The sequence below is a fragment of the Helicobacter sp. 23-1045 genome, from assembly GCF_053654655.1.
Genome location: NZ_JBSIUR010000001.1, coordinates 384,184 through 407,028, shown reverse-complemented (window position 1 = coordinate 407,028; position 22,845 = coordinate 384,184). Strand labels below are relative to the sequence as shown.

General features: G+C 41.7%; 28 protein-coding genes. 3 read left to right on the top strand and 25 right to left on the bottom strand.

Going from position 1 to position 22,845, the window contains the following annotated elements:
• Genes nuoK through ACWIUE_RS02300 form a run of 11 tightly spaced genes read right to left on the bottom strand, consistent with a single transcriptional unit; the run spans position 1 to position 9,523 of the window.
• Entirely contained in the window at positions 1–303 is a 303-nt protein-coding gene (gene nuoK, locus ACWIUE_RS02350; RefSeq protein ID WP_454134498.1) for an NADH-quinone oxidoreductase subunit NuoK, read from the bottom strand.
• On the bottom strand, positions 300–824 hold the full coding sequence (locus tag ACWIUE_RS02345; protein ID WP_454134496.1) for an NADH-quinone oxidoreductase subunit J: 525 nt from the start codon (positions 822–824) through the stop codon (positions 300–302). The genes nuoK and ACWIUE_RS02345 overlap by 4 nt, the downstream gene beginning before the upstream one ends.
• A complete protein-coding gene (gene nuoI, locus ACWIUE_RS02340) occupies positions 824–2,011 on the bottom strand; it encodes an NADH-quinone oxidoreductase subunit NuoI (protein ID WP_454134494.1) in 1,188 nt (395 codons plus the stop codon). The genes ACWIUE_RS02345 and nuoI overlap by 1 nt, the downstream gene beginning before the upstream one ends.
• A 9-nt stretch (positions 2,012–2,020) precedes the next feature.
• On the bottom strand, positions 2,021–2,995 hold the full coding sequence (nuoH, locus tag ACWIUE_RS02335; RefSeq protein WP_454134492.1) for an NADH-quinone oxidoreductase subunit NuoH: 975 nt from the start codon (positions 2,993–2,995) through the stop codon (positions 2,021–2,023).
• Positions 2,992–5,577, bottom strand: coding sequence for an NADH-quinone oxidoreductase subunit G (locus ACWIUE_RS02330; protein ID WP_454134490.1), 2,586 nt, complete (start codon positions 5,575–5,577; stop codon positions 2,992–2,994). The genes nuoH and ACWIUE_RS02330 overlap by 4 nt, the downstream gene beginning before the upstream one ends.
• Positions 5,498–6,208, bottom strand: a complete 711-nt coding sequence (locus tag ACWIUE_RS02325; protein ID WP_454134488.1) for a hypothetical protein — start codon at positions 6,206–6,208, stop codon at positions 5,498–5,500. The genes ACWIUE_RS02330 and ACWIUE_RS02325 overlap by 80 nt, the downstream gene beginning before the upstream one ends.
• Positions 6,205–6,636 (bottom strand): NADH-ubiquinone oxidoreductase subunit E family protein, encoded by a 432-nt coding sequence (locus ACWIUE_RS02320; protein WP_454134486.1) that lies wholly within the window; start codon positions 6,634–6,636, stop codon positions 6,205–6,207. Before ACWIUE_RS02320 ends, ACWIUE_RS02325 begins: the two co-directional genes overlap by 4 nt.
• 19 nt (positions 6,637–6,655) lie before the next feature.
• On the bottom strand, positions 6,656–7,885 hold the full coding sequence (gene nuoD, locus ACWIUE_RS02315; protein ID WP_454134484.1) for an NADH dehydrogenase (quinone) subunit D: 1,230 nt from the start codon (positions 7,883–7,885) through the stop codon (positions 6,656–6,658).
• 1 nt (position 7,886) lies between these two features.
• A complete protein-coding gene (locus tag ACWIUE_RS02310; protein ID WP_454134482.1) occupies positions 7,887–8,657 on the bottom strand; it encodes an NADH-quinone oxidoreductase subunit C in 771 nt (256 codons plus the stop codon).
• Between the two features lie 15 nt (positions 8,658–8,672).
• Positions 8,673–9,152 carry a NuoB/complex I 20 kDa subunit family protein gene (locus tag ACWIUE_RS02305; RefSeq protein ID WP_454134481.1) on the bottom strand — a complete coding sequence of 160 codons (480 nt, stop codon included), beginning with the start codon at positions 9,150–9,152 and terminating at the stop codon, positions 8,673–8,675.
• A complete protein-coding gene (locus ACWIUE_RS02300) occupies positions 9,134–9,523 on the bottom strand; it encodes an NAD(P)H-quinone oxidoreductase subunit 3 (RefSeq protein WP_454134479.1) in 390 nt (129 codons plus the stop codon). The genes ACWIUE_RS02305 and ACWIUE_RS02300 overlap by 19 nt, the downstream gene beginning before the upstream one ends.
• 50 nt (positions 9,524–9,573) lie before the next feature.
• Here ACWIUE_RS02300 and ACWIUE_RS02295 point away from each other — a divergent pair, with 50 nt between their 5' ends.
• On the top strand, positions 9,574–9,732 hold the full coding sequence (locus ACWIUE_RS02295) for a hypothetical protein (protein WP_454134477.1): 159 nt from the start codon (positions 9,574–9,576) through the stop codon (positions 9,730–9,732).
• Positions 9,733–9,768: 36 nt separating this feature from the next.
• Here ACWIUE_RS02295 and ACWIUE_RS02290 read toward each other — a convergent pair whose 3' ends face one another.
• The 7 genes from ACWIUE_RS02290 to rpmH all read right to left on the bottom strand — a co-directional run bounded on the left by ACWIUE_RS02290 (position 9,769) and on the right by rpmH (position 16,785).
• Positions 9,769–11,046: a hypothetical protein gene (locus ACWIUE_RS02290; RefSeq protein WP_454134475.1), complete on the bottom strand. Its 1,278-nt coding sequence runs from the start codon at positions 11,044–11,046 to the stop codon at positions 9,769–9,771.
• Positions 11,047–11,107: 61 nt separating this feature from the next.
• Entirely contained in the window at positions 11,108–12,451 is a 1,344-nt protein-coding gene (gene mnmE, locus ACWIUE_RS02285; protein WP_454134474.1) for a tRNA uridine-5-carboxymethylaminomethyl(34) synthesis GTPase MnmE, read from the bottom strand.
• Positions 12,423–13,331 carry a Jag N-terminal domain-containing protein gene (locus ACWIUE_RS02280; RefSeq protein WP_454134472.1) on the bottom strand — a complete coding sequence of 303 codons (909 nt, stop codon included), beginning with the start codon at positions 13,329–13,331 and terminating at the stop codon, positions 12,423–12,425. The genes mnmE and ACWIUE_RS02280 overlap by 29 nt, the downstream gene beginning before the upstream one ends.
• On the bottom strand, positions 13,328–15,079 hold the full coding sequence (gene yidC / locus ACWIUE_RS02275) for a membrane protein insertase YidC (protein ID WP_454134471.1): 1,752 nt from the start codon (positions 15,077–15,079) through the stop codon (positions 13,328–13,330). The genes ACWIUE_RS02280 and yidC overlap by 4 nt, the downstream gene beginning before the upstream one ends.
• Before the next feature lie 2 nt (positions 15,080–15,081).
• A complete protein-coding gene (gene yidD, locus ACWIUE_RS02270) occupies positions 15,082–15,396 on the bottom strand; it encodes a membrane protein insertion efficiency factor YidD (protein WP_454134469.1) in 315 nt (104 codons plus the stop codon).
• Complete coding sequence (gene rnpA, locus ACWIUE_RS02265; RefSeq protein ID WP_454134542.1) at positions 15,393–16,601, bottom strand: ribonuclease P protein component; 1,209 nt, start codon at positions 16,599–16,601, stop codon at positions 15,393–15,395. Before rnpA ends, yidD begins: the two co-directional genes overlap by 4 nt.
• Before the next feature lie 49 nt (positions 16,602–16,650).
• Positions 16,651–16,785: a 50S ribosomal protein L34 gene (gene rpmH, locus ACWIUE_RS02260; RefSeq protein WP_454134467.1), complete on the bottom strand. Its 135-nt coding sequence runs from the start codon at positions 16,783–16,785 to the stop codon at positions 16,651–16,653.
• A 112-nt stretch (positions 16,786–16,897) separates the two neighbouring features.
• On the opposite strand from rpmH, the gene ACWIUE_RS02255 reads away from it, so the two are divergent.
• Both ACWIUE_RS02255 and ACWIUE_RS02250 read left to right on the top strand, forming a co-directional pair.
• Positions 16,898–17,461 carry a glycosyltransferase family 39 protein gene (locus ACWIUE_RS02255; RefSeq protein WP_454134465.1) on the top strand — a complete coding sequence of 188 codons (564 nt, stop codon included), beginning with the start codon at positions 16,898–16,900 and terminating at the stop codon, positions 17,459–17,461.
• Positions 17,462–17,543: 82 nt separating this feature from the next.
• On the top strand, positions 17,544–18,431 hold the full coding sequence (locus tag ACWIUE_RS02250; RefSeq protein WP_454134463.1) for a hypothetical protein: 888 nt from the start codon (positions 17,544–17,546) through the stop codon (positions 18,429–18,431).
• Here the strand turns inward: ACWIUE_RS02250 and ACWIUE_RS02245 are convergent.
• The 7 genes from ACWIUE_RS02245 to napH all read right to left on the bottom strand — a co-directional run bounded on the left by ACWIUE_RS02245 (position 18,406) and on the right by napH (position 22,845).
• A complete protein-coding gene (locus tag ACWIUE_RS02245; protein WP_454134461.1) occupies positions 18,406–18,612 on the bottom strand; it encodes a hypothetical protein in 207 nt (68 codons plus the stop codon). The two genes, ACWIUE_RS02250 and ACWIUE_RS02245, sit on opposite strands and share 26 nt — an antisense overlap.
• Complete coding sequence (gene waaC, locus ACWIUE_RS02240) at positions 18,588–19,727, bottom strand: lipopolysaccharide heptosyltransferase I (RefSeq protein WP_454134459.1); 1,140 nt, start codon at positions 19,725–19,727, stop codon at positions 18,588–18,590. Before waaC ends, ACWIUE_RS02245 begins: the two co-directional genes overlap by 25 nt.
• Positions 19,728–20,081, bottom strand: coding sequence for a chaperone NapD (locus tag ACWIUE_RS02235; RefSeq protein WP_454134457.1), 354 nt, complete (start codon positions 20,079–20,081; stop codon positions 19,728–19,730).
• A gap of 10 nt (positions 20,082–20,091) precedes the next feature.
• Positions 20,092–21,105: a hypothetical protein gene (locus tag ACWIUE_RS02230; RefSeq protein WP_454134455.1), complete on the bottom strand. Its 1,014-nt coding sequence runs from the start codon at positions 21,103–21,105 to the stop codon at positions 20,092–20,094.
• Between the two features lie 81 nt (positions 21,106–21,186).
• Positions 21,187–21,381 carry a hypothetical protein gene (locus tag ACWIUE_RS02225; RefSeq protein WP_454134453.1) on the bottom strand — a complete coding sequence of 65 codons (195 nt, stop codon included), beginning with the start codon at positions 21,379–21,381 and terminating at the stop codon, positions 21,187–21,189.
• Positions 21,382–21,487: 106 nt separating this feature from the next.
• Positions 21,488–22,036, bottom strand: a complete 549-nt coding sequence (locus tag ACWIUE_RS02220) for a nitrate reductase cytochrome c-type subunit (protein ID WP_454134451.1) — start codon at positions 22,034–22,036, stop codon at positions 21,488–21,490.
• Positions 22,033–22,845: a quinol dehydrogenase ferredoxin subunit NapH gene (gene napH, locus ACWIUE_RS02215; protein WP_454134449.1), complete on the bottom strand. Its 813-nt coding sequence runs from the start codon at positions 22,843–22,845 to the stop codon at positions 22,033–22,035. The genes ACWIUE_RS02220 and napH overlap by 4 nt, the downstream gene beginning before the upstream one ends.

The window sequence follows — 22,845 nt, the reverse complement described above, 5'->3', positions numbered from 1 at the left end:
TTAACCCTTCATAGAATTTAGATTATCCAAATCTAAACTTTTCTTTTTTCGATATAGCAAAATCAGCAGTCCAAGTCCCACAGCGACTTCACTTGCGGCGATTGCGATGATAAACAGCGCGAAAATCTGCCCATCCAAATTACCATAATATTTGCTAATCGCCACTAGCGCGATATTTGCGGCATTTAGCAGAATCTCAGTTGAGAAAAATAGCATTAGCAAATTTTTGCGTCGCATAATGCCAAGTGCGCCGATTGAAAACAAAATCGCACTTAAAAGTAAATAATGATTTAACCCTATCATAGATTGTCCTTTATATCGCCTGAATCGCTCAAATCTTTTTTAACTAAAATAATCCCCGCAACCATCGCAATTAAGAGCATTATCGCCGCTAGCTCAAAGGGCAAAAGATATTTTGTGAAAAGTAGTTGCCCTAGCGACTCAACATTGCCTAGATTGCCCGCAGTGGCGGTGCTTTGCAAGATTAGCACTCGTGGCATTAAAATGATGATTGCCACAAGAAGCGCACTGCCTACGCTTAAAAAGGCGATTGTCTTTGTGTGCTTGCGGTATTCGCGCACTTCTTTGCTGCTATCAAAAAACATCATACCAAAGGCGTATAACGCCATCACCGCGCCTGTATAAACGGCGATTTGCACCACGCCTAAAAACTCCGCTCCCAGCGTGAAAAATAGCCCCGAGATAAAAATCATACCCGCCGCTAGCGCACTCATCGAATACAAAATATTCGCACTCAAAACGGCAATACTAAATGACGCGATGACTAAAATCGCAAAAAGATAAAATGAGATGAATTCTAACATCACTCGCCCCCCTTTTGCGCGATGGTGCTTTGCGGATTAGATTCTGCGAATTTTGTTTGTTTCGCAGAATCTGCGATATTTTCGCTATTTTTATCATTTGATTCGCTAGATTCTTCTCGCAAAAGGGCTGCACCCCCCGCCCCGCTCCCCCTACGCGCCAAAAGCTCACGCTTTTCGCTTTTAGGGGGAGAGCCTCGCTTTTCCGCTTCTAGCAAAAAATCGGCGGTTGCACTACTGCAACCTTGCTCCCGATTTTTTGCACCACGAAGCGGGCGAGATTCGGTGCTTCGCACAGATTTAATTTCATTAGATTCTGCGTTCGCAGAATCTACCCACCCCCTAGCCCCCTCCGCAAGGGAGGGGGGATTTTGAGATTCTGCGAATTTTGCAGATTCTGCGCTTTTGTCGCGATTCGCAGAATCTAGCGTAGAATCTGCATTTTTTTCATTAGATTCTGCGGTTTTCGCAGAATCTGCATTTTCTTTTGAATCAATTCTAGTATTTGCGGTGTGGCTTTGCGCCGTTTTTGCGTGAAACGAGCGAGATAGAACTTGCGGTTCATCGAGCGAAGTTTTATGCGAAAACGGCGCAAATTGCATACCCAAAGACGAATTGCCATCAATATACCCCGTAGGTGTTTGTTTGACAGACGAATCCGCATTTTCACTCACAGCCCCAAATCCCGCAAATTCGCAAATATCCCCACGCAGTGCCAAATCTAGTGGCGTTAGCATTACTTCTTTATTTGCAAAATGCGCCCTTTGCTCGCTTGAATTTTCATATCGCTCTCCGTGAATGATGGCAATCTCAGGGCACACCTCCGCGCAAAATCCGCAATAAATGCACCGCCCAAAATTTATCGTGTAGCTAGTGATTTTTTTACGCGAATCTGCGCCGTAGCTCGTCTCAATCTTTATGCAGTTGCTAATGCAGATTTTCTCGCACAGCCCACAGCCAATGCATCGCTCATTGCCACTCTCTAAAAGGCGCATTAGCTTATGAATCGCGCGGTAGCGTGGGGATAGCGGGATTTTTTCTAATGGATATTTGATGGTGGCGATAGTTTTTGGGCTAAAAAACTCAACTAGCGTGATTTTTAGCCCTTTTAGCAAGTCAAGTCCAAATGTGCGCTTTACAAACCGCATAAAGCTTGGCTTTTCTGGCGAATTTATTAGTTTGTAGCTCATTTTCTCCCCCTAAATTAGCACAAAGCCCGTAATTAAGATATTTGCGATGGCAAGGGGCATTAGCACCTTCCAGCACAAACTCATAAGCTGGTCAGGGCGAATATGCGGAAAAGTCGCCCTAGTCCAGCAAAATAAAAATATAAAAAACGCCACTTTTAGCAAAATCGCAATGCCCCCCGGGATTATCCAAATGGGGTTGAATCCACCGCAAAATACGAGACTTACGATAAATGAAAGTGTGAACATATTTGCATACTCGCCAATGAAAAACATACCCCATTTTAATCCGCTGTATTCGGTGATGTATCCCGCGACAATCTCCGCTTCGTGCTCTAACAAATCAAAGGGCGTCCGATTCGTCTCTGCATATCCCGCGATTAAAAATAGCAAAAACGCCACAGGCTGGTAGCAAATAAGCCAAAGTCCATCTTTTTGAAAATTATTTAAATCAATCAAAGATAACGAGCCAACCATCATAATGGGTGCTAAAATCGCTAGTCCGCTTACCACTTCAAAGCTCAAAAGTTGCGAAACAGCCCTTGCTGCGCCAATGAGCGAGTATTTATTCGCCGAGCTTAACCCCGCAAGTAATGGTCCATACGCACCCACCGCCCCCACGCTTAAAACAAACAAAATGCCGACATTGATGTCCGCGACAATGGGGCGAATAGTCTCTCCAAAAAGCGTAAATTCTGGCAAAAACGGCACTGGTGCCATCGCGGTAAATGCCGTAGCAGCGGCGATTATTGGTGCTAGGCAAAATAAAAAGGCATTTGCATTTTTAGGGATAATATCTTCTTTTAAAAAGAGCTTAATCCCATCTGCTGGGACTTGCAAAAGTCCAAAGGGTCCTACATAAGTGGGACCTAAACGCTTTTGCATAAATCCTAAAATCTTTCTATCCAAATATGTCCCATATCCCGCAAACGCCGAGAATACCGCCAAAATCACTAGGATTTTTATGATGATTTCTAAAAAGCTCATTTTATATTATCCTTTTTTATGCTCTCAATCTGCGCGAATTTCTCGCCTTTAAAGGCATTTATTGCGCCATCTATTTGTGGCGAGATAGCAAAAAAATCGCCATCCATTTCAAAGTCAATGTAGATTTTTGCGCGAATCTCTGCGCCATTTATGGTTAGCGCGACTTTATCGCCCACATTTGCGCCAATGCTTAATGCCAAATCTTGCATTTTGGATTTTGAGACATAGATTCCAAAAGGCGTGGTGAAGTGAGCGCAAAATCGTGTGTAGGGGTAGAAGTGGGGAGCGATATCGCGCAAATATCCCATTTCGTCATTGCGAGATTTGGCGATAGCCAAATCGTGGCAATCTATAGATTCCCCCTCCCTTGCGGAGGGGGCTAGGGGGTGGGTAGATTCTGCGATTTTGCTATAAATCTCAGAATCTAATTTATTAAAATTTGCAAATTTTGCACCACTAATATTTTGCGGATTCAACCCACCCCCTTTGTCCCCCTCCGCAAGGGAGGGGGAATTTTTTATGGAATCGCCACTCGCAAGGGAGGGGGAGTTTTTAGTTTTATGCGACAAAATCTCGCCCCTTTTGTCCGCCCCACTATTATCATAAAAATTTTGCAATTTTGGCACTCTCAAATCGCACTCCAAATTTAGCGATTCGTAAAGCATTTCCAAATATTTTGGCGCAGAAAATAGCGCGTTTATCGGCAAGATTCGATTATCCAAATTTACAATGCTATCATTTATCGCGCTAAAATATGGCAAAACAAAGTCCGCATTTATGCTATCAAAGGTAAATTCGCCCTTTGTGCGCCATCCGATAATGCTTTTAATACTTTGCGATTTACCATTAGATTTGCTACATTCGCCCGGATTATCCAAAGTTTCGCACGATTGCGCCGAATCTAACGATAGATTCATATAAATCCCATTTGCATTGCTACTTGGCGGATTTAAAAGAATTTTGATTTTATTTTGCTTTGCTAAAATTGCCAAAAGATTTGCGATATAAGGCGCGTTTTTGTTACTATAAAAATCACTGCCGATAATTAGCAAAGGCGCGGTATTTTCAAGCATTTTTTGCAATTCTAAAAATGCTTCATATTTTATATTTGCATTTTCAAAAATCTCATAATATTCATTTTCACCACTTTGAATCTTTTTCAAATTATCCAAAATCGCAGAATCTAAAATCCCACAAATCGCCAAAATCACGGCAGATTCTGCGTTTGGCGCGTGGATTATTTCTAAAAATTTTTTGCTTAGATTTGCCATCAAAGTATCGCGAATCGCACTTGCAAACACAAAGGCGCAATCTTTTTGCATTTTTAGCGCGTTGTTGATTTTGTAGCGCACAAGGGGATTTTCGTATTTTGGATTGCCACCTACGCTAATAATTAGCTTTTGTGTGCCAATCGATTCAAGCGTGGCAAGGGGCGAATCGCCAAAAATCTCCAAAATTTTAAAGTAATTTTCCAACTCATAATTTATCAGCTTCAATCCAAGCGCGTTTTTTAGACTTTGCAAAAATTTTGCTTCGTTGTTTGTGGTGTTTCCGCCAACTTTGATTGCCTTTGCATTGTGAATCGCACTGATTGCGCGATTTAAAGATTCGCCACTCAAATCTACACAAGATTCGCCACTAATTTCTTGCCCAAATCGCCCACCCGCGCATATAGGATTGAAATTAAAATCATTTGTTACGCGATAAAGGCGCGTTTTGTTTTTGGCGTCTTTTTTGCCCTCTAACACTATTTTGCACCCCGCAGGGCAGAGATTGCAGGTGCTATCCACTTTTTGCAACTCCCACGCGTTTGTGGTGTATTGAAAAGATTTCACGCCAAGCGCACCCACAGGGCACACACTCACGCACTCCACGCAGTCATTGCAGGGATTTTCGCCGACAAATCCTATCACGCCTTTTTGCTTACGATTCCACACGCTAAATGCGTCTTTTGGCATTATCTCTTTCCACTTTGCCGAATCTAATTGCGGGATTGAATCGCTTTTTATGACTTTTAGATTCGCTTCGCCTAAATTGTCCTTACACGCCGTTACGCACCGCTCACAAAGGATACAAAGGCTCGGGTCATACTTCACTTGCCCCCAACTATCGCGCTTTTTAAGCGAATCTGCCACAAAATAGCTTTGATTATCCACGCCAAATAAAAGCGTAAAGTCCTGCAACTCGCACTCGCCACTTTTATCGCACACGCCACATTCTAGCGGATGATTGACACAATAGCTTTGCATTATCGCTTTGCGCTCGGCATTGATTTCAGGCGTGTTTGTGGTGATTGTCATACCATCTTTTACCTTTGCGTTGCACGAATACACGCGCTTTCCATCCGCCTCAACCATACATAGCTTACACGCCAAAGTGGGCGAACAACCGCTCAAATAGCAAATCGCGGGGATAAAAATGCCATTTGCCCGAGCGACATTTAGCAAGTATTCGCCCTCGTTTGCGGTAATTTTTTGATTGTTGATTGTGATTTCTGCCATTTTAATGCCTTTGTATTGCGATAGTTTTAAATGGATAGCTTTTAGATTCTGCGCCACCAAAAACGCCAATAACTCCGCCAAAATCCTTATCGATTTTGCAAGTAGCGCAAATCTCTTGCGAATCTAGCGCAAATCTAATCTCTTGCAAATCGCTCAATCCCCACGCACGGGCAAATTCAGGCGATATTTTTAAGTCATTTTTGGCGCAATTTTTTAGATAAATTACGCAACCATTATATTCAGGGAGATTCGTAGGCAAATTTAGCACAAAATCGCTTGGCAAATTTTCAGCGCAAAGCACTTCTAAATTTGAATGCGATTTTAGCGCGGATAGCATATTTAAAATATTGCTTTTTTGCGCGTGGTGAGCAATATCATCGCCTATCAAAAGCACAGGTTTTTTGTGTAATTTGATTTGATTTTTGATTTCGCTTAATTCCTCTTCGCTTACATTTGATTCTGCACTCAAATAGCCGTAATCAAGGGCGTTTATAAAATCATCTAGCTTTGAATCCGCGCCCTTGTTAGCAAATTCACATAGCAACAACGCCACAACGCCCTCTTCTGTGCCGACTTCATAGCGCACATATAAGTCCGCTTCGCAATCCAAAAATGGATAAAAGCACACATTGCATTTTGAAAGTAGCGCGGGGCTGTAAAAGCCAAGTGTGATGATAAAATCATAATTTTTTAGCGCGGATTTGCTAATCATTTTTCACTCGCTTTTGGAGATTCTGCGGATTCTGCGCTAGATTCTGCGGATTTTTTGTCATTCTGAGGGAGCGAAGCGACCGAAGAATCTCTTTGAGATACTTCGCTACGCTCAGTATGACAATGTGGGGCGGATTGTGCGCTAGATTCTGCGGTTTTTGCATTAGATTCTGCGATTTGTGATTCTGTCGTAGAATCTTGCGGGGCTTTTTTCACCACAATGCTCCAATCCACTTCATTAAAACGCAAAGAATTCATCAGCGTCCAACCATTTTGCGCCACTAGATTCGCGCTTTTTTCTACGCTACTAAAATCCCCAATTTCAAAAAGAAAAATCCCAATTTCGCCATTTTTTAGCTCACCCTCCACAATCTCACACATTCTCGCCCCAAAGTCCGCGCCCAAATGCCGTAAATCAAATCGTTTCATCGCTTCGCCCTACCTAATCTCACCTGTCAATCTCGCCAAATACGATATTTGTCGAGCCAATGATTGTCACCACATCAGCCAAATAATGTCCGGGCAGTAAATCCTGCAAAAGTCCGCAATGATAAAAGCTTGGCGCACGGACTTTTAGGCGATATGGATATGGCTCGCCATCGGAGTTTATGAAAAATCCTAACTCGCCTTTGGGCGATTCGGTGGGGGCGTAAGATTCACCCTTTGGCGGACGCATACCTTGCGTGGTTAGCACAAAATGCTGCATTAGAGAGTAATTTTGCGTCATAATCTGCTCTTTTGGCGCGGAGATATATTGTGGCGAATCCGCGATAATCTCTTTTGGCGACTTTGGATACATTGCGATAAGTTGCCGTAAAATGCGCGAAGATTGGCGAATCTCTTCCATATACAGCAAATACCTTGCGTAGCAATCGCCATCATTTGCATAAGGCACATCAAAATCCACTTCGCCATAAACTTCATAGGGCTCTTCTTTGCGAATATCCCACTTAAACCCACTCGCACGGAGCATTACGCCACTTAACGCCCACTTTTTTGCCATCTCTGCGCTAACCTTGCCGACATTTTCTAGTCTCGCTCGCCAAATGCGATTTTTATCTAGTAAATTTTCGATTCGCCCGACTTCTTTTGGTAGTCTATCCAAAAACGCGCTTAAATTCTCGCACCAATTTTGCGGTAAATCAAGCGGGACACCGCCGATTCGAATGCTTGAATGCGTAAGTCTCGCCCCGCAATAATCTTCGATTAAATCTAGTCCATATTCTCGCTCTTTAAATCCATACAGCATAATCGATAGTGCGCCCACATCCATCGCGTGCACGGAGATGAAAAATAAATGCGAAATAATGCGATTGACTTCTAAAAGCATTGTGCGGATTATTTGCGCACGGAGCGGGATTTGCAAATCAAGCAATTTCTCTACACTCGCGCAAAAGGCGTAATTATTCGAAGTGGCGTTGATATAGTCCATTCTATCGGTGGTGGGGATAAATTCGCTATAAATCATATTTTCTGCCATTTTCTCCATACCCCGATGCAAATATCCAATATCAGGCGTGGCTTTGGTAACTAGCTCGCCATCTAATTCTAAAATCAGCCGTAACTGCCCGTGTGCGCTAGGGTGCTGGGGACCGAAGTTTAATATCATCTTATCATCATCGCGCTCAAAGGCGATATTTTCAAATTGCGGTTTTAGCTTCGTGTAAATTTGCTTCATTTTATCGCCTTTTGTCTAATTGCTTTTGCTTTGCTTTGTCAAATTTGGTAACGACAAAAACGCCATCTTTTTCTTGGTAGCGGATTTCTGTGGGTTCGTCACTTGCGCTTTTTGCTTTTGCGCCCTTTGGCACTTCAAATCCCGCAAGGGCAAAATTCATCGTATCGCTCTCATCGACAAACGCCGAATCTCGATTTTCCGCGCCCACGCTATCCCTATGCTCCACGCCAAAAATTTTGTCAATCTCATACCACTGCGCATCTTCATCGCCTTGCAACGGATAATCCTTTCGCAAGGGGTGTCCGCTCCAATCATCAGGCATAATTAGTCGCTTTAAATGCGGGTGATTTAAAAAGCGAATGCCAAACATATCATAAGCTTCTCTCTCGCACCAAAGGGCGTTTCGGTAGATTTTAGTCGCTGAATCTATTTCTTTATCGGTGATTGTTTTTACGCGCACACGGGCGACTTTATCCATCGATAAAAGTTGATAAAAAACTTCAAATCTATCATCGCTCAAATGAATCGCGCTTAACTCGCTTAAAATATCAAATCCATAATCCTTCAAAATCTCTAATGCCTCCAAAATATCGTGTCGCTCCACGCACACGACTAAATTGCCTAGCTCGATAAAGGATTCAATAATCTTTATGCGACTATCCATTAGCGCCAAAATGCCTTCAAATTTGCTATTTTTCACACTTACTTTTGGCGTCTCGCAGGGCGTTTGAAAGCGATTTTTATGATAGACTTTTTTTTGTAGATTCTGCATTTTTTTACCTTGAAATTAAATCATTCGCTTTTTTTGCGGGGTTTTCACCGCTTTTGTAGCGCGAATCTTTTGCTGTAAAATCATTAGCGCGTATTGCAAAGTCTCAGGGCGCGGAGCACAGCCGGGTAAATAAATATCCACCGGGATAATCCTATCAACGCCCTGCACAGTGGCATAGGTATTAAACATACCGCCTGTATTTGCGCAGCTGCCCATCGAAATCACCCATTTTGGCTCAGGCATTTGGTCATATAAACGGCGCACAAATTCGGCGTGCTTTTTGGTAACCGTCCCTGCGACAATCATCACATCGCTTTGGCGCGGAGACGCGCGAAAAATAATGCCAAATCTATCGGTATCATAGCGAGATGCGCCTGTCGCCATCATCTCAATCGCACAGCACGCAAGCCCATAAGTCATCGCCCAAAGCGAGTTTGTAGTCGCCCAATTTATCAGTTTATCCACGCTAGTTAGCGTTATTTGAGACTCTGCCATAGTAATGCCCCCTTTCTCCACGCATAAATAAATCCAAGCGTTAAAAGCGCGATAAATAAAATCATCTCAACAAATCCAAAAAGCCCTAGTGCCTTGAAATTCACCGCCCACGGAAACATAAAAATGATTTCTACATCAAAAAGTATGAAAAGCAAAGCGATTAAATAATAATGCGTGGATATGCGGTTTTGCTGGCGGTTTGCGATGACTCCGCATTCATAGGTGCTTACTTTTAGCTTCTCGCGGGATTTTGAAGCGAGTTTATTACTCAAATACCGCTGAATCCAAAGCGTAGCACTAAATGCCGCAATCGTAATCACAAATAGCATAAATGCCCCAAAATACGGGTGCGCGAATGTTGAATGTGTCATTTTTGTCCTTTAAAATTAAACTTGCGATTGTAAAATAAAAAAACTTAAATATGCAAGGGATTTTCATAATTTTGCAGTTTAGATTCTGCGAAATTCGCAGAATCTTATATTTCGCAGAATCTGCTTTAAATTTTGGCATTAGATTCTGCGATTCGCAGAATCTAAAATGGATTGCTTGTTTTTGCTTCGCTCAAACTGCCTCGCAATGACGGATTATTTGCGATTATTGCCCCAAAATCCCATTTTCACACCCCAAGTTCCGCGAGAAATGGCGCAGTATCGTAATTTTTGATATGCTTTGCAAGTGCATTTAAATAATCATCGATATTTTGCGGTGTCAAAATGTGCGATTTATCCGCAATCGCACGAATTTGCGCTAAGTTCATATCCACATTATAATGCGCCCAATCGCAGTAGTTTGCGAGATTATCGGCGTATTTCAAATCATCAAATCCATAAATTTTCGCATTTTTAAGATTCGCCACTTCGCCCACCAAATATCGCAGAATCTCCGCAGATTCTGCGAAAATTTCATTTCCATTTCGCCCTTTGTGATACATTTCCTGCATTGGAAAAAGTGCGTAAAAAATGCGCGGATAGGGCGGGAAAATGAGATGAAATTCACTCTGCGGATTTGCGCGAATGGTTTGCAAAATATTTTTTTGCAAATAGATTTTTTGTGCTTCAAAATTTAGTCGCGTTTTTTGCGTGCTTTGCGGATGAAAGTCATTTTTTAGATATTGCCTAATTGCGGTTTTAGCGGTATTTTTCTGCCACTCTCCCCACCGCGAAATCCCGCCAAAATGCGCTTTATTTGAGCGATAAATGTCACTTGTTAGCGTCTCTAAATCCTTTTTATCGCCCACACATTCGGCACTTTTACTCCAAAAAATCGCGCATTTTATGGATTTCATATTCAAATATTTGGAGATTCTGCGTTTATAATTCGCAGAATCTAGGCGATTTTGCCCCTCAATATCGCCATTTAGCAGAGTGTAGATATCAAGCGAAAGTATAATCTGCCTAATTTTTTTGCGCTTCATCGCAGAATCTAGCACAATTTTTCGCTCCGCAAAATCGCTTCCTTGAATGCTTAAATTTACCCACTTTCCGCCAAGTATCGCCTCCGCCTCGCTAAGTGGGGTATTTTCTAACATAGAACTTCCCAAAATAATGCTATCAAACTCCGCAAATTCAATTATGCCCCTTGCTTGCAGACGAATGTCGCTATGAAAGGTATGCGCGCGAAAAATGGGTCTGTGAAACATTTGCAGTGGGTCATAAAGATAAAGCAAAATAAGAATTAGGGCAAAACACAAGCAGTTTGCGCCAAAAATCACGGCAAAGGAAAGTGCGAAAATTTTGTGATTTTTGTCATTTTGGGATATATTTTTGTCATTCTCGCGCGGAGGCAAAGCACAAAGCGAAGAATCTCTGTTTTTTTGAGATTTTTCGCTTCGCTCAAAATGACAAAGTGAATAGCAATTCGCAGAATCTCGCACGAAATTCGCAGAATCTCGCACAAAATTCGCAGAATCTAGCGCATTTTTATGTAATTCCCCCCCCCCGATTTGCTAATGGCATTTATTTCCCCAAGCAAAAATTGCCAAACATTTTATCCAACATTTCATCGTAATTATAGGGCTTTGTGATAGATTGAAGCGATTTAATCGCGCAATTTATGTGGAGCGAAAAAATCTCAAAATCGCCCAAATTCTCACGCGCTGATTGCAAAGCATTTATCGCACCTTCCACGCATTCCAACTGACGCGCCGTGCCTAAAATCACGCTTTCATCATTTTGTGGTTTTAGCGAAATCACCTTTGCAATCGATTTGCGAATCTCAAAAACGCTATCATTTTTTGTGCTAACGAAAATGGGCTGATACGCGCTAAAATGCGACATATTAAGCCGTCTCTCCAAATCGCTTTTGTTAATCGCTACAATGATGATTTTTCCCACATTTTCGCCCAAAATCTGCAATATTTCCCTATCATCAAAATCTTTGCTTCCATCAAATACCGCCAAAATGATACTTGCCTCTCTTGCGATTTCTTTGCTTTTTGCAATGCCTAATGCTTCGATTTCCTCGCTACTAGCGCGAATCCCGGCTGTGTCGATTATCGTTACGATTTGATTTTCGATAGTGATTTGCGCCTCAATGCTATCTCTCGTAGTGCCCGCAACTTCGCTAACAATGGCGCGATTTTTTAAAGTGAGTGCGTTTAAAATGGAGCTTTTGCCGACATTTGGTTTGCCGATGATTGCAAGTTTGTGCCCGTTTATAATATGCTGCATTGATTTGGAGTGCGCGTGAATCGCGATGAGTTTGGATTCAACTGCGCCTAAATTCGCGCCCAAATCTTGTGGAATCTCATCTTCGGCATAGTCGATTAACGCTTCGCTTTGGGCTAAAATGCCAAGTAATTGCTCCCTAAAATCATCGATTGCGTTTTGCAAATCGCCTTTTAGATTTTGTGCGATGAGATTTAACGCGCTCTCATTTTGCGTGGCGATTAGGTTTGCGACATTTTCTAACTGCGATAAGTCCATTTTGCCATTTAGAAGCGCGATTTTGCTAAATTCGCCACTTCGCGCCTCCCTTGCGCCAAAGTGTTTGCAAAGTGCCACAATCTTTTTTTGCAATACGATTCCGCCGTGGCATTGAAACTCCACAATATCTTCGCCATTAAAGCTGTGCGGGGCTTTGAAATAAATCACAATGCCCCGCTCAATAACTGCGCCATTTTCATCGTAGAGATATTTCAAATGCGCGTATCGTGGGGCGATTTCGGGCGATTTTGTGATTTGCTTTGCTATTTTTAGCGCGTCTGCTCCGCTTATTCGCACAATGCCAATCGCGCTAACGCCGATTGCAGTGGAGATTGCGACTATCGTGTCAAGTGATGATGATGTAGTTTTCGCCATACTCGTTTGTGTGGAGCGTAATGCTTTTATTTCGCAATTTGCTTCGAAGCTCTTTTAGCGCGATGTAGGCAAGAATCCCATCAAATGTTTTGGTGGTAAAGCTCTCATTTGAATAGCGCAAATCTTCAATAATTGGCGCAAGATAATTTGCCATTTTCGCCTCTTGCTCCACCAAAAAATGCTCAATCTCCAAGCGCACGCCAAAGTCGTATTTATTGCTTATCCAATTATGCAAAAGGTAAGAAATCGCCTTGTAGCGGTAGCCTCGCTCGCCAATAAGCAATGCAGCGTCCCGCCCACCGAAAAAAACAAAGATTGTGTTTTTATTTAGCGCGGTGACTTGAATCTCATCGATATCAAGCGGTAGATGTGAAAAAAGCTCATTTATCTCATCTTTGATTTGCGAAATTAGCGCAGAATCTAGGGCATTTGCAGAATCTGATATATTTGACGCAGAATCGGGCGCGAAATTTGTAGAATCTAGGGCGTTTGTAGAATCTGTCGAGAAATTCGCAGAATCGGGCGTAAAATCTATATTGTCATTGTGAGAATGCGAAGTAGGCGAAAAATCTCTTTTATTTTTTTGAGATATTTCGCTACGCTCAATATGACAAAAATTGGAGGATGAAGAATCTCTTAGATTCTGCGAATTTGAGCGAGATTTTGCGTTTAGATTCTGCGAAAATGGGCGAGTTTTTGCGCCCTGCGATGATTTCGCTTTCACACTTGCCACGATTACCGCATCTTTTTTGCCAATGCCTAAAAATCCCTTGCTTGGCTTCTCTACGATTTCATATTCTAAATCCACGCATTGGCAGTTTAGCTTTTTGCCGGCTTCTAATAATGCTAATTCAACGCTTGGGGCGGATACCTTTATCATTTTTTATCCTTTTTTTTGGATTTTGCGCTAGATTCAGCGGTGGATTTTACGCTAGATTCTGCGCTGTGCTCGGCAATTTCTAACGCCTTGCGCTTTGCCATCATTTTATTTATTATCATTTGTTGCAATATTGAAAAAATATTATTCACCGTCCAGTAAAGCATAAGCCCCGCAGGGAATGTAATCAAAAAGATTGTGAAAACAAGTGGCAAAAATTTAAAGATTTTTTCTTGCATAGGGTCGTTAAATGTCGTGGGGGAGAGCTTTTGTTGCAGATACATACTGCCACCCATTAAAATGGGCAAAATAAAATACGGGTCCATCGCACTCAAATCCTTAACCCACAACAGCCACGCAGCGTCTTTTAGCTCAACGGCATTGTAAAGCACTCGGTAAATCGCAAAAAACACAGGGATTTGCAAAAGCAAAGGCAGACAGCCACCCATAGGATTGACTTTGTGCTTTTTATACAGCTCCATAATATGCAGTTGCATTTTTTGCGCATCGCCTTTGTATTTTTCTTGAATCTCTTTCATTTTGGGCGTCAAATCTTTTAGCTTTTGCATTGACACCATACCCTTGTAAGTGAGCGGATACAGCACGATTCGCACAATTAGCGTTAGTCCAATAATCGCCCACCCCCAATTTGCAAAAATGCCAAAAAGCCACGCAAGTAGCAAAAATAGCGGTTTTGCAAAAAATGTGATGATGCCATACTCCACGACATCGGTAAGACTAGGCGCAATCGCCTTTAAATCCTTGTAATTTTTAGGACCGATATATCCGCTAAACTCCGCGCTGTCCGTTAGATAAATGTATGATAAATGATTGCCCGCGCTTCCCGTATCGACTATCGCATTTACCGCTCCGCTTTTGTTAAAAAGAAGCGTGGTGTAGTATCTATCCGCACTTGCGATAAAATGCGCGTTGCTAAATGCGGTATTTTCGCCCTTTATATCATCGCCCTCTTCGATTTTTTCAAGTGTTTCATCGCTTTTTTTGACAATCACGCCTTTAAACACATACGCACTTGAATCTGCCACAGGGCGCGAACCATTTGCCACATAGTAATTTAGCGGTTTGTTAAGCGTGATTTTTATGTCATAGCTAAAATCATCATAAAATCGCAGGATTTTTTTGATAGTGATTGCGCCAAGTCCCGTAATTTCGCCTAAATTCTGTGTGAGCGTGATTTGCTTTGCCGTGCTTTTATCTAGCGAAACCTCTGCAGTATCCGCGCTGTAAGGCCTAGAAAACGCTTTGGCATTTACTTCTTTGTTTTGAAAGCGCAGTTCTAAGGGCTTTATGCTTTTGTCATCAAACAAATTTAGTGGCGTCCCATCGTCATTTGCAAACTTATGCTCTTTCAAAAGTGCCTTGTGAATGCGCCCAAACTCATCAATGTGAAATTCGACTTTATCGCTTTTCACCACGCTAATGATTTTTGTTAAATCATCGCTAATTGGGGCATTTGGCGCACTTGCATTTTGGATTTTAGAATCAGGCGCACTTGGCGCATTTGAATTGCTTGGTGCAGAAGTCGCTTCAAAATTTGGCGTATTCGTAGAATCTGTCGCATTTGGCGCAGAATCTAGCGCATTATTTATATTATTTACGCTTTGTATCGTGGCATTCGCATCGCCATTTAGCTCCGTCTGTGGCGCGAAAAAATACATATACGGGACGATAAAAATTAGCGACAAAATTATCGCCGTAAAAATGCGTGTATTGGGTGTTTTGTTATTCATTTTTATCCTTTGAGTGATTTGATGATATAAAATTTTTGCTTGTCGCAGGGGACAAAATAAAATGCGATTTTATCCCTGTGGCACTGCCTTTGCCAAAAAATCGAGTGTGAAAAATCTACCTTTATTTTTGGATATGCAATGCCACCTTTAAAAAGTTGATTGCACTTTAAAATCCGCGCAAACGACTTAAAGAGTGCGATTGCAGGATTGTCAAAGCGAAAGCAAAGTGCCGCATACTCCGAGCAGGTGGGATAAAATCTACACGCCGGTGGCAAAAATGGCGAAACAAAGCGTTTGTAAAATGCTAAAATTTTCATATTTTGCCCTTTTGTGCTTTGTGACACAAAATCGCAGAATCTAATGCGATATTTTTGCGATAATTCGCAGAATCTCGCGTGTTTTGCGGGTTCGCAGAATCTAATGTGATATTTTTTCGATTCGTAGAATCTCGCCTATTTTTGGGTAAATTCGCAGAATCTAGCGCATTTTTTGTTTGATACGCATTGCGATTCATAAACAAAACTTGCCTTTTTAGCGTGGCAAAAATGCTCTCTTTTAGCACACCAAATGGCATTTGCAAAATCCCATTTTTTGCAATAAAAATACAGATGAGATTTGTGCGATTTTTACCATCGCGAAATTTGTTTTGCAAATCGTGGCAATTTGCACTCACTTCGTCATTGCGAGGCGATTTATCGCCGAAGCAATCCACAGGATTTGCGAACGCAGTGAAGCAACCATCCAAAACACGCGAATCTGCATTATATGAATCGTAATTTTGCAATGATGAATCTGCATTAGATTCGCCATTTTGCCATTTTGATTCACTTGAATCTTTTCGCAAAAAGGGCTGCACCCCGCTCCCGCTCCCCCCGACTTCATTTAAATTGTGTTCCCAAAAAGCAGCCGCTTTTTCGCTTTTAGGGGGAGAGCCTCGCTTTTCCGCTTCTAGCAAAAAATCGGCGGTTGCACTACTGCAACCTTGAATCCGATTTTTTGCACCACGAAGCGGGCGAGATTCGGGTGCGCTTTGCGCGACTAAATTTTGTTTGGATTGCTTCGGCGAATCTACCGATTCGCCTCGCAATGACGGATTTTTTGCACTTTGATTCGCATCGCGAATCACAATCGAAGTATTGGTTGCTTCGCTTCGCTCGCAAATTCTGCGAATTGCGGTGTGGCTTTGCGCCGTTTTTGCGTGAAACAAGCGAGATAGAACTAATGGTTTATCGAGCGAAGTTTTATGCGAAAACGGCGCAAATTGCATACCCAAAGACGAATTGCTATTATTAAAAAATTCTCTGCAAATAGCGCGTAATCGCCTTTTGATTAGATTCCTCTCCACCGCAATGCCCACTTTTTTACTCACACTAAATCCCACAAAATCACTAGAAATCCGTCCAAATTTCGCGCAAAATTGCGCCACCAAATTTGGCTTTAAGGCGCAAATATCAAGCGTTTCTGCGCGGAATTTATAGGAATTTTTATACACAAAATCAAATTCTTTTGTAGTTTTTAGCATTTGCACGATTCGCCTTTATTTTAAGTCCAATTTTGCGCCAAATTGCGCTCTAAACTGCAAGTCGCTTTCTGCCTTTTGCGCGTCTTGCGCGAATCACTCGCTGTCCGTTTTTGGTTTTCATTCTAGCGCGGAAGCCGTGCGTGGTTTTGCGCGGTTTGTTGTGTGGCTGATAGGTTCGTTTCATCATTTTTCCTTAATTTTTGAAATAAAAGTCGCTATTGTAGCACAAAAAATAGCGCAAAAATCTTAAAGATGTTATAATTTCGCCTTTGATTTTTTGCAAAAAGGTGGATTAAATGCCGTATTTACTAGGTTTGGTGGCGATTATTTTAAGCGCGCTAATGCTTTATAATGGGCATAATTGGGGTGGCGATTTTTCGCAATATATCGCTCAAAGTATCGCACTTGTCGATGGAAATATCCCATTGCAGGTTCAAAACAACACTTACATTATAAAAAATAGTGCTAGTGGGTTTGGTCCATATATTTATCCGTGGGGGACTAGCTTGCTTCTTGCGCCGATTTATAAAATCTTTGGATTTAATTTGGTGGCGTTTAAGGTGCTATTTTGCGTGCTTTATGGGATTTTTATTGTGATTTTTTATCATTTTTGCAGACGATTTATGAGTGCTAAAATAAGTGCCATCGCAGTGCTGTTTTTCGCGCTAAATCCTATCTTTTTGGAGTTTAATAATAATATTTTAAGCGATATCCCTTTTATGCTTTTTAGTTTTATTTCTGTGATTTATTTTGGAAGTTTGCTAGATTCTGCAAATCAAATCAAAACGCAGAATCTCGCGAATTTCGCAGAATCTACGCTAGATTCTGCGAAAATAGCAAATAGGGGGGGGGCAGAATAGAGTAAATTTTAAGTATGCGATTTTTGGCGGGATTTTTGCTTCATTTGCGTATTTGACGCGAAATAATGGCATTGTTATTATATTGGCGTTAATGCTTTGTCAAATCATCATTTTGCTTCGCTATAAAGGGCAGATTCTGCGTTTTATGCCAAAATCGCAGAATCTAGCGCAAAAAAATCTATTTTACGTTTTTCCCCACATTTTGCCATATATCATTTTTGTGCTAATTGTGTGGATGACAAATGCTATGCTTGGCGTGGGTGGGAGCGGGCATATCGAGATTTTATCGCAAATTAGCGTAAAAAGCATTGTTAGGAATTTTATTTATTACATTTTTATTTTTGGTGATTTTTTTGCCCTGCCAAAGTTTGACTTTAAATACAATTATTTAGTCCCGCAAATGGGGTTTATTTTTGTGATTTTTGGCATTCCATTATTTTTGCGTGGGATAAAATTGCAGTTTGAAAAGGCAACAATGCAAACGATTTTTATCGCACTTTTTATGCTTGGAAGCATAGGAATGCTAATCCTTTGGCCTCCGCTACAAGGGATTAGATTTGTGTTTTGTGTGCTGCCATTTATGGTGTTTTTTAGTGCGATGGGATATGAGAATATACCAAAGTATAAAATGCTATTTTGTGCAGCTCTTGCGTGGTTTGCACTGAAAGATTGCGTTTATATCACGCAAAATATTAACAATAATTTTGCCTATAAAAAATATGACGCATTTAGCAAAAATGCGAAGGGTGCGTATGATTTTATCAAGCAAAGGACGCCAAAGGACGCTGTGATTGCATTTTTCAAACCTCGTGTGCTGTATTTAAATACAAATCGCATAAGTGTTTATCGAAGCGATGATTTTAGCGGGTGTGACTTTGCTTTGGCGTATAATGGGGATTTTTCAAAACAAGAAAATTTTGTTGAAATATATAAAAATGATGAATTTATTTTGTATAAGATTCTGCGCTAGATTTTGCAACTAAATCGCAGAATATAAATTTAAAATACGCTAGATTCTGCGTTTTTAGCGCGAATCGCAGAATCTTGCGGAGATTTTGGGGCAGATTCTGCGTTTTTAGTGCGATTTCGCAGAATCTACTCAAAAAATCACAAAAAATCGCAGAATCTACTCCATATTCCGCGCCACACACGCAAAAATCGCACTTGGCGCAATCGTGCCAATCTCAAAATCCCCGCTTTTGCTTAAAACATAAGGATTGCCAAGCAAAATGCGTTTTAGTCGCGTGTGGCGCATATTTTTGCCACTAGATTCCCCTGCATTGCCTAGCAGTGTGATGGTTTTTGCGCCAAGCACCCATCCTAAATGCGTAATCCCCGTATCCCCGCCAATCACCACATCCATATTTTTTAGCACAAATTTTATGTTATTAAAGTCAAGTTTTGGGAGTTTTGTGGCGTTGATATTTTGTGATTTTAGTTCGCAAACAAGGGCATTTGCGCCACTTTCATTTTCACTCCAAACTACATAAATATTTATGTTTTCAAAGTGATTTTTTAGCATTTTTGCTAGGGCGATAAATTTGGCGATTGGATAGATTTTTTCCGCGATTGACGCTTCGATGATAAATAAAAATCTTTTTGCTTTGCTTGAAAAATCGCTACTTTTATTTTGCAATGCGAGTTTTTGGTGCATTAAAAATTCATCGCCAAAGTCCGCTAGATTCTGCGAATCTATCCCAAATCCATCGCTTTTTAAATGGCGCATTTTGCGGAATTTATCTAAATTCATAATGGCGTTTTCTTGCGACTCTGCGTCCTTATTTCGCAGAATCTCGCCTAAATCCCCCACTACTGCACTAAAAATTAGCGCAAAATTTCTCGCCAAAATATTTGCATCATAGCAAATATCCACGCACTGCGAATATAGCGCGCTTGCCACACGCTCACGGCATCCACGAGCACTAAATCCCACAAATTTTTTGCTTTTTAGCATTCGCCCAATGAGTGCTGATTTTAGCAGTCCTTGCATATCAAGCACGGCGTCAAACTCCCCGCATTTACGCATATAGCGATAGATTCTGCAAATGCCAAGCGGGGATTTTAGATATTTTTTAAATGGCAGTGCGTGGAGCACATCAATGCAAGGCGAATCGCGCAAAATCCCGCTAAATCGTTCATCGACAAACCACTCAATTTTCGCGCCTTCGCCCAAGCACTCGCGCAAAAGTCCAAGCACACTCGCTGAAATGACGACATCGCCTAGCGCACTTAATCGCACAATGGCGATTCTGCGAAGATTTTGCATTTATTTTTCTCTACTTTTTTTTAAGAGTCGCTCGACACTCCCGCTGTAAGGCATTTGCTCTATGGGTATCGAATCGTCATTTAGTTTTTCAGGGGCTTCCGTGCTATTCATCTGCGCTATTTCATCGCGCAAATCGTCCTCAAAATAAGTGTAGTGCATAGCCGCACTTATCACGCCCTGCGTCTTTTCGATTTTTTCAAGCAAGGCGATTTCGCCACTTGTATCCTCCGCTTCGATTGTGGCAATGATTGTGTTGCCCTCCATTAACGCCACTTCTACGCCTTCGATTTTGCGCAGATTGTCCGCCGTGCGCTCCAAATCATTTGCCTTTATGATAATGCTTGAAATATTCATATTTTGCTCCCTATTTTGCGCTAGATTCTGCGTTTAGATTCCAAAATAGCACTTCATTGCCACCAAAAATCGCCAAAACCATATTGCTACCGCTAAAAAGCACTTGATTTAGTGGCGCATTTCCGCCTGAAAGAAGCGCAATTTTATCTAGTGAATCTACGCCAAATACCAAAATATCGCCATTTTCGTTATATCCAACCGCCCCGCGCAAAGGGTGCGCCCGACTAATCGCCACGCTATATGCCATAAATTCCGTTTCCACGCGCCTAAAATCGCCACTTGTTAAATTATAAACACCGCAAATTTTATCGCGCCCTGCGGTAAGTGCCACGCCTTTTGCCACGCCAAGCGCATAGATGTAATCCAAATTCGCACCCTTTAAAATGCGCTCCACTTTGCCACTTTGCAAATCGATAACATAAATCGTCCCGCCCTCTGTGGATGACAGCACTTTGTCATCATAGATTTGTAAATCCGTGAAAACCTCAAAATCTGGCTTTACACTCCACACAAGCGCGTTCGTGCGGACATTGTAGCGCACAACCTCAAAGCTACGAAGCCCTAGCACCACCTCATCATCGCTCACAAAAAAGGCGTTTTTGATAATGCCGTTTCGTTCGCCCAAATCGACACTCTGTAATTTGCCATTGCTAAAAATATGCAGATTCGACTTATCAGCGGTGGCTTGGCTTATAATCAAAATCTTTTTGCCATCAATCGTGTGCGTGTTAAAAACGCGTGGCGGGTTAGATTCGCCCCACAAATCCACAATATTTGGCAAACGAATCGAATCCACTTTTTTGCGCGAATTTAGATTGTAAATCTCTACTTCACCGCTATTTGTGGAGATATAGAGATTGTTTTTATAGACGCTAATATAATTTACCCAATCTTTGGCAGTGATTTTGTGAGATGGATTTAGCTTTGGCAAAGCATTTTGCGAAACTTGTGCCACGCTCATTTTTGTCAAATCATCGCCAAAAACCGCGCTTATTAGCGTTAGTAGAAGTATGAATCTTTTCATCGCAAGTCCTTTAAAAAATAAAATTTTAGCGAAAAATTAGTTTAGATTCTGCGAATCGCAGAATCTAGTGCGCCTTTTTTATCATTGCGAGATTCTGCGTTTTTCGCGTGAATCGCAGAATCTAACCCACCCCCTTAATCCCCCTCCGCAAGGGAGGGGGGAGAATTTGGATTGCCACGATTCTGCGTAAAACGCAGAATCTCGCAATGACAGATTTTTTTCACTTTGATTCGCAACGCGAATCACAATCGAAGTAATGGCGGTATGGCTTTGCACGGCGTGAAAGCCCCTTGCAAGGAAATAAGACTAATAGTCTATTGACGAAGCAAGGGGTTTTGCGCCGTGTGAATTGCATACCAAAGACACAAATTGCCAAACGCATTTATTTTATTTTCGCACCCTCATTTAGCACATCCAACAAATTCGACTTCGTCTTATCTGTCTCACTTCTAAAATCTGGCTTAAAAGTATTGCCAATCAGCGGTTTAGCATTTGTCATAGGTGCGTGGCAAAGGTTGCAATTATAGCGACTTGCCACAATTTCTTTGCCGACTTTTTGCGACTTTTTATCACCGCCAAATGTATCAAACAAATGCGAAGCTGGCACAGGTGTGGCTTTCATCGCCTTTGCATACTCTGGCGCGTGGCAAGTTACGCACATATTCATATCCTTTGTAATGTCCATCATTCCCTCGACATCGTGAGAAATCATCGGTGGCGCATTCTCAAATGCGCGCTCAATGATTTGACTCTCCCCCGCAGTGGGTGCATTATAGGCAAAATTACCAAGCGTTACACTTTCATCATCAATAGGCGCGGAGCGAAAGCCAATCTCTTCATCGCTAATCCCACTGCCACCGCAACCAATCGCAACAACTCCCAAAAATACCCCAAGCACCAAAGATAGCACTTTCATCACTATTTCTCTCATTTTTCCTCTCCTTTTTTATTAAAATCAAAAATCCCAAATTTCATCGCACCATCATCGCATACTTCTATGCAACGACCGCACTTTATACAATCAATGCCATTTATCGTCCCACTTTTTGTGCCGATTAAATCCAGCACTTGCGATTCAGGGCAAATCACTATGCACTTATCGCATTTGGTGCATTTTTTGGCATCGTGGCGAATCTTTAGCAAACTAAATTTCCCCACTAATCCATACGCCGCACCAAGCGGACAGATATACCCACAAAAGCCGTTTTTCACAAAAAATAAGTCAAATAAAAACACACACAAGATTCCAAACACGCCAAAGCCCATACCAAAGATAATGCCACGATGAAGCATTGCAATAGGGCTTATCAAATCAAACGCCGCCGTCCCTAAAATCGCACTCAAAACCAAACTCAACGCCAAAACGCCGTATTTGGCTTTTTTCGCGATATTTAGCTTTTTGGGTGCGGTAGTTTGCGAAAAGATTCGGCGCAAAAAGTTCGCCAAATCTGTGATTAGATTCATAGGGCAGACAAAGGCGCAATATCCGCGCCCCAAAATCGCCCCATAAATAAAAAGCACGATGACAAAGCCAATCACAGCTTCACTGCCGATAATGCCACCAGCTAAGAAAATCTGCGCGATTGATAGCAAATCGCTCATCGGCACACTCCAAAAAATCGTGGATTGACTCAAATTGCCTTGAAAAAAGCGATATGAATAATGCGCACACACCGCAAACGCCACCAAAATCGCAATTTGCGTAATGCGCCTAAGAATTAAAAAACGATATTTTTTCAT

Coding starts and splice junctions, on each gene's coding strand:
- nuoK (WP_454134498.1), bottom strand. CDS start 303: ATGATAGGGTTAAATCATTATTTACTTTTAAGTGCGATTTTGTTTTCA.
- ACWIUE_RS02345 (WP_454134496.1), bottom strand. CDS start 824: ATGTTAGAATTCATCTCATTTTATCTTTTTGCGATTTTAGTCATCGCG.
- nuoI (WP_454134494.1), bottom strand. CDS start 2,011: ATGAGCTACAAACTAATAAATTCGCCAGAAAAGCCAAGCTTTATGCGG.
- nuoH (WP_454134492.1), bottom strand. CDS start 2,995: ATGAGCTTTTTAGAAATCATCATAAAAATCCTAGTGATTTTGGCGGTA.
- ACWIUE_RS02325 (WP_454134488.1), bottom strand. CDS start 6,208: ATGATTAGCAAATCCGCGCTAAAAAATTATGATTTTATCATCACACTT.
- ACWIUE_RS02320 (WP_454134486.1), bottom strand. CDS start 6,636: ATGAAACGATTTGATTTACGGCATTTGGGCGCGGACTTTGGGGCGAGA.
- nuoD (WP_454134484.1), bottom strand. CDS start 7,885: ATGAAGCAAATTTACACGAAGCTAAAACCGCAATTTGAAAATATCGCC.
- ACWIUE_RS02310 (WP_454134482.1), bottom strand. CDS start 8,657: ATGCAGAATCTACAAAAAAAAGTCTATCATAAAAATCGCTTTCAAACG.
- ACWIUE_RS02305 (WP_454134481.1), bottom strand. CDS start 9,152: ATGGCAGAGTCTCAAATAACGCTAACTAGCGTGGATAAACTGATAAAT.
- ACWIUE_RS02300 (WP_454134479.1), bottom strand. CDS start 9,523: ATGACACATTCAACATTCGCGCACCCGTATTTTGGGGCATTTATGCTA.
- ACWIUE_RS02295 (WP_454134477.1), top strand. CDS start 9,574: ATGCAAGGGATTTTCATAATTTTGCAGTTTAGATTCTGCGAAATTCGC.
- mnmE (WP_454134474.1), bottom strand. CDS start 12,451: ATGGCGAAAACTACATCATCATCACTTGACACGATAGTCGCAATCTCC.
- ACWIUE_RS02280 (WP_454134472.1), bottom strand. CDS start 13,331: ATGATAAAGGTATCCGCCCCAAGCGTTGAATTAGCATTATTAGAAGCC.
- yidC (WP_454134471.1), bottom strand. CDS start 15,079: ATGAATAACAAAACACCCAATACACGCATTTTTACGGCGATAATTTTG.
- yidD (WP_454134469.1), bottom strand. CDS start 15,396: ATGAAAATTTTAGCATTTTACAAACGCTTTGTTTCGCCATTTTTGCCA.
- rnpA (WP_454134542.1), bottom strand. CDS start 16,601: ATGCTAAAAACTACAAAAGAATTTGATTTTGTGTATAAAAATTCCTAT.
- rpmH (WP_454134467.1), bottom strand. CDS start 16,785: ATGAAACGAACCTATCAGCCACACAACAAACCGCGCAAAACCACGCAC.
- ACWIUE_RS02255 (WP_454134465.1), top strand. CDS start 16,898: ATGCCGTATTTACTAGGTTTGGTGGCGATTATTTTAAGCGCGCTAATG.
- waaC (WP_454134459.1), bottom strand. CDS start 19,727: ATGCAAAATCTTCGCAGAATCGCCATTGTGCGATTAAGTGCGCTAGGC.
- ACWIUE_RS02235 (WP_454134457.1), bottom strand. CDS start 20,081: ATGAATATTTCAAGCATTATCATAAAGGCAAATGATTTGGAGCGCACG.
- ACWIUE_RS02230 (WP_454134455.1), bottom strand. CDS start 21,105: ATGAAAAGATTCATACTTCTACTAACGCTAATAAGCGCGGTTTTTGGC.
- ACWIUE_RS02220 (WP_454134451.1), bottom strand. CDS start 22,036: ATGAGAGAAATAGTGATGAAAGTGCTATCTTTGGTGCTTGGGGTATTT.
- napH (WP_454134449.1), bottom strand. CDS start 22,845: ATGAAAAAATATCGTTTTTTAATTCTTAGGCGCATTACGCAAATTGCG.